This is a genomic window from Collinsella aerofaciens, assembly GCF_015556945.1.
In the GTDB taxonomy this organism is placed as follows: Bacteria; Actinomycetota; Coriobacteriia; order Coriobacteriales; family Coriobacteriaceae; genus Collinsella; species Collinsella aerofaciens_AO.
The window spans coordinates 44,420-57,286 of the sequence record NZ_JADNNH010000016.1 but is presented as its reverse complement, the minus strand read 5'-3'; the positions used below and the strand labels follow the sequence as shown (position 1 = coordinate 57,286).

The window sequence follows — 12,867 nt, the reverse complement described above, 5'->3', positions numbered from 1 at the left end:
CCAAGCGGGGGCGCCAGGCGCCCGGATGCGTCATGCCGAAATGGCGCGAAGCACGCGGTTGACAAAACTATAGAGACGTCCCAGAAAAATCATCCCGCGAGGCTTGTGGCTCACGCGGGATGATGACGTCTCACTTTCTCTTGTCCTGCTCCAGCAGTTCGGACGGTGTGCGATCGGGCTTGCCGCCGCGGAAAATCTCGCGGCCATGCAGACGATGTTCCAGGTCACGCTCGGCCTTTTCCTCGTCAATCTTGGTCTGGCTCACCACCGGGTCCTCAATCAACGACGACACCGAGTTCACCTGCTTCTGAATGCGCTCGGCGATGGTGTCATCCATACTCACGATGCGCATCTTCCAGTCGATACTCGTGGCGTTGGATGAGCTCTTGGTCCACACGAACGTCAAAATGGCGCTCTGGTGGCCCCGCGCGGGGAACATGCCAAAGAAGGAATCGTGCTGAATGTTGCTATCCTCGTCGATATAGGCGTGAACGTTATACACCACGCGGTCGATCTTGTCGTTGAGCAGCGCGTTGGTCGCAAGCGCCGCGGCCTGGATCTGCCCGTTGGACAGCAGCTCGAGCTCGTTGGCAGACGATGTGTCCAACACCGTCACCTCGACCGTGCCCGTACGCTCATCGGCTTCATCGACGGTAAAGTCGAGCGGGAACTGCGTAAAGCCGTTGCCCCACTCGAGTCCACCCTTGAGTGCGGTCGAAACGGTATCAACCGAAACGCTCTCGGACAGGTTGGCGGTATTCAGACGGCGCATCACGCCGTAGCCGATCTGCATGCCCACGATCAGCACCAAAATACCGATGACCACGGCCATCGCGGTCTTCGTAATGGTATGGCTCACCTGCGAGCCCGAAGGATCGTCCTCGGACAGCGGGTCGATATGTTTTGCCTGGCTCGCGCGGTCCTCGCTGCGCAGCTGTGCTAGCGCCGCTTTGTCACCGCGCTTGGCCGCAGCCTCCTTCTCACGCATGCGCTCGGTACGCTTTTTGGCGAGCGTGGGATCCAAGACGCCGGATGCATCGATTTCGGAGAATAACTCCGTCACTTCTTCCGGAGTCAAAGGGTTCTTGTCAGCCATAAACTTCCTGTCATATCAATCAGTCGAGCTCGTGCGCACGCGCACCTTCGAACTGCATTCGATAGTAACGGGCATAGGTGCCGCCACGGGCGAGAAGCTCCTCGTGCGTGCCACGCTCCACAACGCGACCATGCTCAACGGTCGCAATCTCATCGGCATGCTTAATGGTCGAAAGACGGTGGGCGATAATAATCGTGGTGCGGCCGCGTGCCAGCTCTTCGAGTGACTCCTGCACCGCCTCCTCGCTCTCGTTATCCAAAGCACTCGTCGCCTCGTCCAAAATCAGGATCTTGGGGTTCTTGAGAAACACGCGCGCGATGGCAACGCGCTGCTTCTGTCCGCCCGAAAGACGGCTGCCGCGCTCGCCCACCACGGTGTCGTAGCCCTGCGGAAGCGACTCGATAAAGGCATCGATGTTGGCGCGACGGGCGGCCTCGGCGATCTCTTCTGCCGTGGCGCCCGGCTTGCCGTAGGCGATGTTCTCGCCAATCGTACCGTCAAATAGATAGACATCCTGCTGCACCAGGCCGATGGCGCGGCGCAGGCTCTGCTGCGTCACATCGCGCACGTCCTGGCCGTCGATGCTAATGGATCCGGCAGCCACGTCATAAAAGCGCGGCAGCAGCGAACAGGTCGTGGACTTGCCACCGCCCGAAGGGCCAACCAGCGCGATGGTCTGCCCGGGCTTGATGGACAGATTCATATGGTCGATAACGGGACGCTCGTCGGCATAGCCCTCGCCCAGCTCGACATCCTCGTAGTTAAAGCACACGTCGTGATACTCCACGGCGCCGGCAGTCACCTGCAGATCCGTAGCGCCCGGCTTGTCCTGGATATCCGGCGCGGTCGAGAGCACCTCGTCCATACGTTTAAAGCCGGCGATAGCCTTCTGATACGTTTCGGCCGAATTGACGAGTGTCTCGAGCGGCGTGCAGAACAGCGAAATATAGAGTGCAAAGGTCGCCATATCGACCGCCTGCAGCTGTCCCTGGGCGACCAGCCAGCCGCCCAGCAGCACCACGATCACATAGAGCACACCCGAGAGCAGGCCATACGTCGCGGTATAGACGCCCATGGCGTGATACATGTTCTCCTTGGACGAAAGGTAGCGATCGTTAGAGGCACGGAACTTGGCGCGCTCGGTCTCCTCGTTGGCAAAGCTCTTGACTACGCGCATGCCCGCAAGCGAATCCTGCAGCTGCGCATTGATGCCGCTGATCTTTTTGCGGTTGTCGCTAAAAACCTCGCGCATACGCATGTTCTGCCAAAACATGATGACCGCAAACGCCGCCGTCACCACGGCCATGGCGAGCGCCAGCACCGGGGCAATGGTAAAGAGGATCACAAACGAGCCGATGATCTCGATGCCGCAGATGATGATCCACTCGGGCACGTGGTGCGCCGCCTCGCAGATATCGAACAGGTCGTTGACCACGCGGCTCATCATGTCGCCCGAGCTGTTGCGGTCGAAGTATGCAAAGCTAAAGCGCTCATACTGGTCAAACAGGTCCTCGCGCATTTTGGACTCCATACGCGCGCCCATCACGTGACCCCAATAGCTCACAAAATAGCGGCAGGCGCAGCGGACGGCATACATCAGCACCAAGCCCACCGCGATCATGCCGAGCGCCTGCATAATAGCAGCCTGACCCTGAGTAAACAGCCCACCGGTCAAATTGCGCAGGATAATGGGGAACGCCAGGTCAATGGCGGCAAGCACCAGAGCACAAACAGTATCAGCAACAAAAAGCCCCATCTGGGGCTCGTAATACGAAAGAAACCTCTTAAACATGTGATCCTCAAAGAAATATCAGCAACATAAGGCCCTGGGACAAAGTAATCAGTAGTTCTTGTCCCAGGGCTATTCCCGCTCGTTACAGCTCGGCCCCACCTAAGCGGTGCGCGATGCTATCGCAGGCCAAGGCGCCCACGACGGTCTTGGCGTCTTCGATCTTGCCGTCGAGCACGGCGTCGATCAGCTCGTGCAGCGGCACCAGGTCCACGTTGACAAACTCGTCATCATCGGGGTTGGGCGCATCAAACTCGAGCTTGGTGGCCAAGTAGATGTGGATGATCTCATCGCAAAAACCGCAGGACGTGACAATCGACGTCAAAAAGCGAATACGACCAGCCCTAAAGCCCGTCTCCTCGTGCAGTTCGCGCTTGGCGCAATCGAGCGGGTCCTCGCCTGGATCGAGCTTGCCGGCGGGAATCTCGACCGTCACGCGGTCGATGGCGGTGCGGTACTGACGCACCAGTACGATCTTGCCGCTCTCGGTCAGTGCCACAACGGCCGCCGCACCCGGATGGCGAACGATATCGCGGGCGCTGCGGTGACCGTTGGGCAGCTCAACCTCAAGACGGTGGACGTCAAGGATCTTGCCCTTCCAGGCGCACTCCTCCGAAAGAATCTTCTCGTGCAGCTCGGCATCGTGCGGGTCGTCGTCGCCCAGCACCAGTGCCGGCTCGTCAGCGACCTCGCCACCAGGCTCGCCCTCGGCGTGCCCATACATGCGGCTGTCCTCTTCGACGATCTGCGCGTCCACGAGCTCTTCGTTCTTCTCGTCCATCCGTCTCATTCCTCTCGGATTTTAGGCATCCCAGGCGTCGCGGCCGCGCAGCGCGCGCAGGCCGATGTCGTGACGCAGGGTCTTGCCCTCAAAATCAATCTTCTCGCAGGCCTCGTAGGCAAGGTTGCGAGCGTTCTCGAACGTGTCGCCCAGAGCGGTCACGGCAAGCACGCGGCCACCATTGGTCACGAGCTGGCCGTCCACCACGGCAGTGCCCGCGTGGTACACGGTCACGTTCTCCATGGCCTCGGCATCGGCGATACCGGTGATGACCTTGCCCTTCTCGTAGCTGCCGGGATAACCCGCGCTCGTCAGGACAACGGCCACGGCCCACTCGTCACGCCAGTCGAGCTCAATCTGATCGAGCTCGCAGTTGGCACAAGCCAGCATGACCTCGACCAGGTCATTCTTAAGGCGCGGCAGCACGACCTGCGTCTCGGGGTCGCCAAAGCGGGCATTGAACTCCAGTACCTTGGGACCGGCAGGCGTGAGCATAAAGCCGCCGTACAGGCAGCCGCGGTAGTCGATACCCTCGGCAGCAAGCTCGGCCACGGTCTGCTCCATGACCTTCACCATGGTGGCGTGCTCCTCGTCGGTCACGATGGGCACCGGGCTGTAGACGCCCATGCCGCCGGTGTTGGGGCCCTTGTCGCCCTCGAGCGCGCGCTTGTGGTCCTGCGAGGTGGCCATGGGGCGCACGGTCTTGCCGTCGGTAAAGGCCAACAGCGAGCACTCGGGGCCGGTCAGCATCTCCTCGATGACCACGGTATTGCCGGCATCGCCAAAGGTGCCGCCAAAGCACTCGCGCACGGCCTCCTCGGCCTGCTCAAGTTCGGTCGCCACGATAACGCCCTTGCCCGCGGCAAGGCCGTCGGCCTTCACGACCAGCGGGGCGCCCTGCTCGCGCACGTAGGCGAGAGCCGAAGCCTCGTCGGTAAACGAACCATAGGCTGCCGTCGGAATGCCCGCACGTTCCATGAGCTGCTTGGAGAACAGCTTGGAGCCCTCCATCTGGGCGCCCTCGGCACCCGGGCCAAAGCAGGGAATACCCGCCGCGCGCACGGCGTCGGCCACGCCCGCCACGAGCGGAGCCTCGGGGCCAATTACCACGAGTCCGCATCCGTGGCTCTGCGCAAACGCCGCCACGGCCGCAGGATCGCAGTCGTCGAGAACAACGTTCTCGCCGCAGCTCGCGGTGCCGCCGTTACCCGGCGCGATGTAGAGCTTGCCGGCGCGCGGTGATGCTGCGAGCTTAGCTGCCAAAGCATGCTCACGGCCGCCGCTGCCCAACAACAGGATGTCGATGGTTTGAGTGTCCGCCTTCAAGGGTGCCTCCTCTATGGATGAACGGCCCGCTCCGCGCGAGCCCTTTGCAAGCAAATATACCCCTCGGCCGCCCGTCCGGGCTGCAAAGGGGTATATCGCAATAACCAAATAGTCCCGATTACTTCCAGAATCGGTTGATGATCTGCTCGCGACCAGCGCCAACGCCAATGAACGTCACGCGGGTGTGTGCCAGATCCTCGATAAACGCCACGTAGTCCTGAGCCTCCTGCGGCAGCTCGTCAAAGCTGCGGCAACCGGTGATGTCGCACTTCCAGCCAGGAAGCTCCTCGTAGATGGGCTTGGCATGCTCAAAGCGCACCTGGTGCTCGGGCACGCTCGTGTAACGCTCGCCATCGACGTCGTAGGCCACGCACACCTTAATGGTGTCGAAGGCCGAAAGCACGTCGAGCTTGGTCATGGCGATGTCGGTGAGGCCGTTGACGCGCGAGGCATAGTTGGCGATAGGGCCGTCAAACCAGCCGCAACGACGACGGCGACCGGTGGTCACGCCGTACTCATAGCCCTCCTCGGTCAGCGTGTGGCCGGCCTCGGACTCATAGGAAAGCTCGGTGGGCATGGGGCCCGAACCGACGCGGGTGATATAGGCCTTCATGACGCCCAGCACGCGGTCGACGTTCTTCATGCCCACGCCAGAGCCGGTGATGGCACCGCCGGCGGTGCAGTTGGAAGACGTCACGTACGGATAGGTGCCGTGGTCGATGTCGAGCAGCGTCGCCTGGGCGCCCTCAAACAGCAGGTTCTTGCCCTCATCGATCATGTTGTTGAGCAGCAGGCTCGTCTCGGTGATGTAGGGACGCAGGCGCTCGGCCATCGGCAGGTACTCGTCGCAAATCTGGTCCACGGTGTAGGTGGGCAGGTTGTAGATGAGCTCGAGCTCGGGGTTCACGCGGGCGAGAGCGGTCTCCAGCTTGTCGCGGAACAGTGCCTCGTCCAGCATGTCCTGCATGCGCAGGCCAATGCGCGCCATCTTGTCCTGATAGCACGGACCGATGCCGCGCTTGGTGGTACCGATGTTCTTCTTGCCGAGCTTCTGCTCAAAGGCGCCATCCAGATCGATGTGGTACGGCATGATGACATGCGCGTTGCCGCTAATCTTGAGGTTCTTGGTGGTGATGCCGTCGGCCTCGAACATATCGATCTCCTCAAGGACAACCTTGGGGTTGACGACGCAGCCGTTACCGATCACCGACACGTGATCGGAATACATGATGCCGGAGGGCACCTGGTGCAGGCCGTACTTCTTGCCGTTGACGACGATGGTGTGGCCGGCGTTGTTGCCTCCCGAGTAGCGCACGACGGCATCGAAGTCGCCGGCGACCAGGTCGCAAATCTTACCTTTGCCCTCATCGCCCCACTGGGCACCGACCAAAACGGTTGACGGCATGTTTACTCCTTACATTCATGGACTGTCTACGCGCCACGCCGGCACGCAGAAGCACAAAACATTCCCAGTATACCCGTGCAACGGGCGCCTGTCCTACTCCTCGGCATGTGCCCCATCAAGCTCATAGAACTTGGTGGATGCCGGCAGGAACATCAGATCGACGTCGCCGATCGGGCCCGAACGGTTCTTGGCCACGACGATACGCGTAACGCCCTCGTCGGGTCGATCGTCGCGCGAGGCCTCGGCCTCGTCGGCGGAGCGGTCCAAGAACATAACGATATCGGCGTCCTGCTCGATGGAGCCCGATTCACGAAGGTCGGAAAGCTGCGGGCGCTTGCCGGTACGGGATTCGACCTGACGCGAGAGCTGCGACAGCGCGATGAGCGGGATCTTGAGCTCCTTGGCCATGATCTTCAGACCACGCGACATCTCCGAAACCTCGACGGTACGGCTCTCGGAGCGGCGTCCCGGCGGAGGACTCACCAGCTGCAGGTAGTCCAGGATGATGATTGCCTTCTCCTTGTTATGGAGCATGCGGCGGCTCTTGGCGCGAATCTCGGTCACTGTGGTGCCGGGCGTATCGTCAATCAGAATATCGAGCTTGGACAAGGTCTGCGTGGCCTCGTTGATATTGGCCCACTGCTCGGGGCTAATGCGGCCCATGCGGAAGTCACTGATCGAGATCATGGCGTAGGCGCAAATCAGACGCTGGGCAATTTCTTTGCCCGACATCTCCAGCGAGAAGAAGCCGACGGTATAACCGGCAGCGGCAGCGTTGAGCGCCAGATTCAGGGCGAACGACGTCTTACCCACAGCAGGGCGGGCGCCGATAATGATGAGCTGGCCCTCGCGGAAGCCCATGAGCATGCGGTCGAGTGACGGGAAGCCCGTGGGCACGCCCGCAGCCTGACCACCGGCCTGACACACTTCCTCGGCCTCGTTATAGGCCTCAACCATAAACTCGGTCAGCGTCTTGTAGCTCGACTTGACCTCGCGTGCCGTGACCTTGAGCAGCTTGCTCTCGGCTAGCTCCACGACCTCTTTGGTGTCGGTGGGGGCGTTATATGCCAGCGCGTTGATCTCGTTGGTGGCGCCGATCAGCTCGCGCAGCATCGAATCGCGACGAACGATGGCGGCATGGTGCTGCCAGTTCACGAGCGACAGAGTCTGACCCATCAGCTCCAAAATGTAGGCCTCGCCGCCCACGGCATCGAGCTTGTTGATGCTTCGCAGGTAATCGATCAGCGAGATGGAGTCGATGGGAATGCGGCTGTTGTACATATCGACCATCGCGGTGTAGATGGTCTTATGAATGGGCCGGTAGAAATCATCGGGCTGCAGCTCGACCTGGGCCTCTTCGACCACCTCGGGCGATAGCAGCATAGCGGCCAGTACATTGGCCTCTGCATCTTGGTTTTGGGGAAGACCCAACTTTGAGCCGCGGTCCTCGACCGTCAGCCCCGTCTCCCTATCGTCATATGCCATGAGCATCCTCATTCATATCGCTTGCGAGCATCCATAGTATCAGCCACGGTCCCAAAACGCGCCGCGCGCCGCCAATCATCACCGAACCAAACGGATGAACGGTCCTGTATATAGGACTTCGACGCAACGTTCACCATGACACTCACTCAGCGCAAAAAACAAAAGGGCGCCCTGGTTTCCCAGAGCGCCCTTCTTAGAACAAGATTGTTGCGTTGCAGCAAATGCTACTCGGCAGCAGCCTCAGTCTCGACCTCGGCGGTCTCGGCCTCGGCGACCTCAGCGGCCTCCTCGACCTCAGCCTCGGCAGCGAGCTCCTCGGCGGTAACGCCGACGAGAACGACAACCTCGGCCTTGATCTCGCGGTACAGCGAGATGGCAACGGTGTGGGCACCGGCAACCTTGATGGGCTTACCGAGCTCGACGCGCTTGCGGTCGATGTCCATACCGAGCTGAGCCTTGATGGCGTCAGCGACCATAGCGGCGGTAACGGAGCCAAAGAGGATGCCCTCGTCGCCGACCTTGACGTCAACGGTGACCGTCTTGCCCTCGAAGGCAGCCTTGGTCTCGTTGGCGGTAGCCAGACGGACGGCCTCGCGCTTGGCGATGTTGTTGCGACGCTCGTCAAGCTGCTTGAGGTTGCCCTTGGTGGCGGCAACAGCGAGCTTCTTGGGGAACAGGAAGTTCTCAGCGTAACCCTGAGCGACCTCTACGACGTCACCCTCGCCGCCCTTGCCCTTGATCTCATCGAGAAGAATAACCTTCATGATGCGTCTCCCTTCTTAGCCGCGGTCGCGGTTGCCACGAGAGGAAACCACGGGGACGGTGTACGGCAGGAGAGCCATCTCGCGGGCGCGCTTGATGGCGTTGGCGATGTCATGCTGATGCTGCGTGCAAGCGCCAGTGACGCGACGGGGCTTGATCTTGCCACGGTCGGTCATGTACTTACGGAGAAGCTGAGTGTCCTTATAGTCGATGAACTCAGTGTTCTCCTTGCAGAACTGGCAGTACTTACGACGCGGCTGACGTGCAGAAAAATCATTAGCCATGTCAAAATACCTTTCATTTGGCAACTTCGGCGAACCGAAGCCGCCTCTCACTCAAAAATAGGTGAACAACCCTTAGAACGGGATGTCCTCATCGTAGACGTCGACCGCGGGCGGCGTAGCCACCGGCGCGGCAGGACGTGCTGCGGGCGCGGGAGCTGCGGGGGCGTAACCGCCCTGATCGTAGCCACCCTGGCCACCACGGGAGCTCATAAACTCGATCTCATCGACGATGACCTCAAGCTTGCTCCGGCGCTGGCCGTCGCGCTCCCAAGAGCTGTAGCGCAGCTTGCCCTCGATCGCGACCTTGTTTCCCTTTGCCAGGAAACGGCTCACGGCCTCGGCGCGGGTGCCGAACATGGTGCAGTCGACAAAGTTGGGATAGTCCTCCCACTCGCCAGTCTGCGCGTTGCGGCGACGATCGTTCACGGCAACGCCAAAGGACAGAACCTGGGTTCCGCCGGCGGTGGCGCGCAGCTCGGGATCGCGGGTGAGGTTACCGGTGATGTTCACTCGATTGATGCTCATAACTCACTACTTCCTCTTGGGGCACAAGCCCAGTCCAAAACGACAGTCTTACTCCTGGTCGTCGCGACGGACGATCATGTGGCGGACCACAGCGTCGGTGATGCGCAGGACGCGATCAAGCTCGGCGATCTGGGTAGGATCTGCGTGGAAGTTGATGAGGGTGTAGTCACCATCGGTGAGGTCGTTGATCTCGTAGGCGAGCTTGCGCTTGCCCCACTCGTCAACGGAGTCGACCTTGCCAGCGCCCTCAGCGATCGTGGTATCGATACGCTTCATAACAGCGAGACGAGTCTCGGGGTCGAGCGACGGGTCAACAAAGAACAGCAGTTCATAAGCCTTCATATTGTCACCTCCTCTGGGCAAATGTGGCTTCAGGTCGTGAAGGTGCGCCTGAAGCAGGAAAAGACTTGGTAATAATATCTTTCAACCTCCTAGGCTGCAAGAATATGCAGCTACAACCTCATGACCTCCACATATGCCCATACTCGCACGACGTTTCATGCGCATTCCAACCAAATGCTGACCAAAAGCTTGACGGATCTGTGGACAAGATACGGTGCCGTGAGGACAAGCTGAGCCAAGTCGCAGGTCAACGGGCGCATGGTTGTGGTCGCAAAATGCATACCAGTGGCCCACAGCACCACCCAAAGATTTTTAAATTCATTGCCAAATCGCTTATAAATACCCCTTTTGAACAATTGAGTTGATCAACTACGCTGGTCGGAAGCCGTTTTTTGGCATCTCAAACCCCGCTGCAACGCCAAACGCGGCCAAGCGTTTTAAAAAATGCCAACTTTTCTGTTTGCACTTTGCGATTCCTCGTGTATACTGACTTTCGCATTTAACGGAGAGTTGTCCGAGTGGCCGAAGGAGCACGATTGGAAATCGTGTAGGCGTCAAAAGCGTCTCCAGGGTTCAAATCCCTGACTCTCCGCCAGTTAATTCCAAAGCAGGCCTTCGAGCCTGCTTTGTTTTTATCCCACGCGGAGGGGTGGCAGAGTGGTTGAATGCGGCGGTCTCGAAAACCGTTTGGCCTGTATAAGGTCACGAGGGTTCGAATCCCTCCTCCTCCGCCATTTTGGTTGAGAAAGCTCCCAGATCGGGGGCTTTTTTCTTTTAAGTCCCTTACAAGCAAATACGGCGGAGGAGGAGGGATTCGAACCCGCCAGGGCGCAAAGCGTAAAGAAAACGCGCCAGTGGCGCGTTTTTAGCGCAGCGCGGTCGGCGTAAGCCGACCGGATAAATTTTGAGCAAAGCTCAAAATTTGGACATCCCTCCTATTCGACCACGCCCCCATCGCGTTCAGCATCAACCCGGATCCCCAAACATGGAACCTATGACCGTACCCAGTCCCGACCGTTTGCCGAGCAATAGGGTCGCAATCGGCGCCGAACATGTACTATGTACGGGCATTGTCTAAACCCGTAACTCAAAGGACCCCATCTTGCCCGTTGCCGCCGCTATGATCGTTACCGCACACGCCTCGGATGCCATGGTTGCCATCCCGTTTTGGCTCGAGATGTTCGCCGTCGTCGCGGCATCGATCTCGGGCGTGTTGGTCGCACGCGAGCACAAACTCGACCTGGTGGGCGCCGTCGCGCTCGCCGTGGTCTGTGGACTGGGCGGCGGTCTTTTGCGCGATATGACGCTGCAGGTGGGCAACGTCTACATCCTCAACCAACCGATGGCGCTCCCGCTCTCCATCGCCACCGCGGCCATCATCTACATCTTCCCGGCAATCGTCGACAAGCCCGAAAAGCTCATTCCCCTGCTCGATATCATCTCGGTGGGTATTTATGCGGCAACCGGCGCAGACAAGGCGCTGGTCTACGGCTTTGCGCCGGCGGTGTGCATCATGATGGGCTTTTTTACCGCGGTGGGCGGCGGCATGCTGCGAGATGGTTTTATGGGTGTGGTGCCGGGTATCTTCCAGCGCACCAACTTCTATGCCATCGCGGCCATCGCCGGATCGGCAAGCTATGTTTGCCTTGTCATGAGCGGCTTGGTCAGCAATGTCGTCGCACTGGTCGTTTGCGTCGTGGTGACCATGGGACTACGCTGGCTGTCGCTGCGCTTTGATATCAAAAGCCCCACCGAGGATGACATCGCACGCTTTTTGCATCGCAAAAAGTAGGTAGCGCGGGCTCATCCTTCGAAATGCAACCGAGAGGTTCTTTTAGAGCGCCCACGCGTTGGGTACCCTGTTAGGTATATGCCGAGTATCTAACGAAGGATTCACTATGCCCTGCAATCAACTCCCGTTGACCCAGCGCCGTAAAGCATGGGGCCGCATCACCATCCTATTCGCGCTCATCGCGCTGGCGATCACCGTGCTTCCCACGGCGTCGTTCGCCGGCACGGACACCGCAGGAAACGTACTTGCGACCGACAATGACGCCAATCCGTCCGGCGTCGAAGGTGACCTGTACTGGGCAGGTCAGGCCCTCAACTTGGATGATGTGTCCATCGGCCGCGATATCATCGCCGCGGGCGATACCCTCTCGATCCGTGACTGCACAGTGGGCGGCGCCGTCCGTCTGGCGGCACGCACCATCGACATTGCCAAGACCACGGTTGATGGCAGCGTGACCGTCGCTGGCCAGCATGTCGTGCTCAATTCCGACAGCACCGCCAACTGTTTCTACGCGATAGGCGAGACGGTTGCCCTGCGAGGCTCCACCAAGTCGGCAGCGCTTGCGGGCGACACGGTGACCATCGATGGCACCGTCAAGGGCGATGTCGAGGTTTGGGCCGACAAGCTCATCCTGGGCAAGAACGCCCACATCACCGGCACCGTGAACGCGCACGTCTCCGAGGACCCCGAGCGCGCCGCGGGAGCCGAGGTCGGTGCGCTCAAGATCGACCGCACCGAGAACGAGGATACTTCCACCGTTAACGATGTCATCGGCGGTATCGTCGCCGCGGCACTCTCGACCTGCTTTGTCGCTCTGCTGCTCGAGCTCATCTTTCCGCGCGCGACCGCCAGCGCCGCCGGCATGCTCCACCAGCGCTCCATGCCCCTGTGGGTGAGCGGTCTTCTGGGCACGATTGCTATCGTCCCCGCCGTCCTACTGCTGATTATCTCTATCGCTGGTCTGTCGCTTGCCGGAACCCTCTTGTGCGGCGTTATCGGCATCGCGTTGATGTCGAGTGCCTTTGCGGGGTGCGCGATCGCCCGCATGGTTGGACACAACCAAAACCGCTACGCCATGGCAGCCGTGGGCGGCGTAATCGCAGGCGCCCTCACGGGGCTTCCCCTCGTAGGTGACTTCATCAGCGGCGTGGCCTTTGTCTTTATGCTCGGTTACATCATCCAAATCATCTGGCGCAACGCCCGCGTCAAGCCGCAGCAGCCGGCTAACACGCCAGGACTCCCCACCGCTTAGCCGCCAACCACCACAAAGGGACCAGGCA

12 protein-coding genes and 2 tRNA genes are annotated in these 12,867 nt (G+C 60.1%); 4 read left to right on the top strand and 10 right to left on the bottom strand.

Going from position 1 to position 12,867, the window contains the following annotated elements; all coding sequences use genetic code 11:
- Window positions 1–130: 130 nt before the first annotated feature.
- From I2F59_RS06055 to rpsF, 10 genes are all read right to left on the bottom strand, one after another.
- Window positions 131–1,096, bottom strand: a complete 966-nt coding sequence (locus I2F59_RS06055) for a hypothetical protein (protein ID WP_138374285.1) — start codon at window positions 1,094–1,096, stop codon at window positions 131–133.
- Window positions 1,097–1,115: 19 nt separating this feature from the next.
- Entirely contained in the window at window positions 1,116–2,888 is a 1,773-nt protein-coding gene (locus I2F59_RS06050; RefSeq protein WP_138374284.1) for an ABC transporter ATP-binding protein, read from the bottom strand.
- A gap of 82 nt (window positions 2,889–2,970) precedes the next feature.
- On the bottom strand, window positions 2,971–3,666 hold the full coding sequence (locus I2F59_RS06045) for an NUDIX domain-containing protein (RefSeq protein WP_195232596.1): 696 nt from the start codon (window positions 3,664–3,666) through the stop codon (window positions 2,971–2,973).
- Between the two features lie 21 nt (window positions 3,667–3,687).
- Entirely contained in the window at window positions 3,688–4,992 is a 1,305-nt protein-coding gene (gene purD / locus I2F59_RS06040; RefSeq protein ID WP_035136518.1) for a phosphoribosylamine--glycine ligase, read from the bottom strand.
- 118 nt (window positions 4,993–5,110) lie between these two features.
- On the bottom strand, window positions 5,111–6,397 hold the full coding sequence (locus tag I2F59_RS06035) for an adenylosuccinate synthase (protein ID WP_195503562.1): 1,287 nt from the start codon (window positions 6,395–6,397) through the stop codon (window positions 5,111–5,113).
- Window positions 6,398–6,490: 93 nt separating this feature from the next.
- Entirely contained in the window at window positions 6,491–7,888 is a 1,398-nt protein-coding gene (gene dnaB / locus I2F59_RS06030; RefSeq protein ID WP_006235827.1) for a replicative DNA helicase, read from the bottom strand.
- A 218-nt stretch (window positions 7,889–8,106) separates the two neighbouring features.
- On the bottom strand, window positions 8,107–8,646 hold the full coding sequence (gene rplI / locus I2F59_RS06025; protein WP_138113615.1) for a 50S ribosomal protein L9: 540 nt from the start codon (window positions 8,644–8,646) through the stop codon (window positions 8,107–8,109).
- Between the two features lie 15 nt (window positions 8,647–8,661).
- Entirely contained in the window at window positions 8,662–8,928 is a 267-nt protein-coding gene (gene rpsR / locus I2F59_RS06020; RefSeq protein ID WP_006235829.1) for a 30S ribosomal protein S18, read from the bottom strand.
- A 72-nt stretch (window positions 8,929–9,000) separates the two neighbouring features.
- Window positions 9,001–9,453, bottom strand: a complete 453-nt coding sequence (locus I2F59_RS06015; protein WP_006235830.1) for a single-stranded DNA-binding protein — start codon at window positions 9,451–9,453, stop codon at window positions 9,001–9,003.
- Between the two features lie 48 nt (window positions 9,454–9,501).
- Complete coding sequence (rpsF, locus tag I2F59_RS06010; RefSeq protein WP_006235831.1) at window positions 9,502–9,795, bottom strand: 30S ribosomal protein S6; 294 nt, start codon at window positions 9,793–9,795, stop codon at window positions 9,502–9,504.
- A gap of 504 nt (window positions 9,796–10,299) precedes the next feature.
- On the opposite strand from rpsF, the gene I2F59_RS06005 reads away from it, so the two are divergent.
- The 4 genes from I2F59_RS06005 (at window position 10,300) to I2F59_RS05990 (ending at window position 12,839) form a co-directional block, all read left to right on the top strand.
- Window positions 10,300–10,390, top strand: a tRNA-Ser gene (locus I2F59_RS06005).
- 48 nt (window positions 10,391–10,438) lie between these two features.
- Window positions 10,439–10,529: transfer RNA gene (locus I2F59_RS06000), tRNA-Ser, on the top strand.
- A 368-nt stretch (window positions 10,530–10,897) separates the two neighbouring features.
- Window positions 10,898–11,587: a trimeric intracellular cation channel family protein gene (locus I2F59_RS05995; protein WP_229065363.1), complete on the top strand. Its 690-nt coding sequence runs from the start codon at window positions 10,898–10,900 to the stop codon at window positions 11,585–11,587.
- A gap of 106 nt (window positions 11,588–11,693) precedes the next feature.
- Window positions 11,694–12,839 (top strand): bactofilin family protein, encoded by a 1,146-nt coding sequence (locus I2F59_RS05990; RefSeq protein WP_138113613.1) that lies wholly within the window; start codon window positions 11,694–11,696, stop codon window positions 12,837–12,839.
- The last annotated feature ends 28 nt before the right edge of the window (window positions 12,840–12,867 follow it).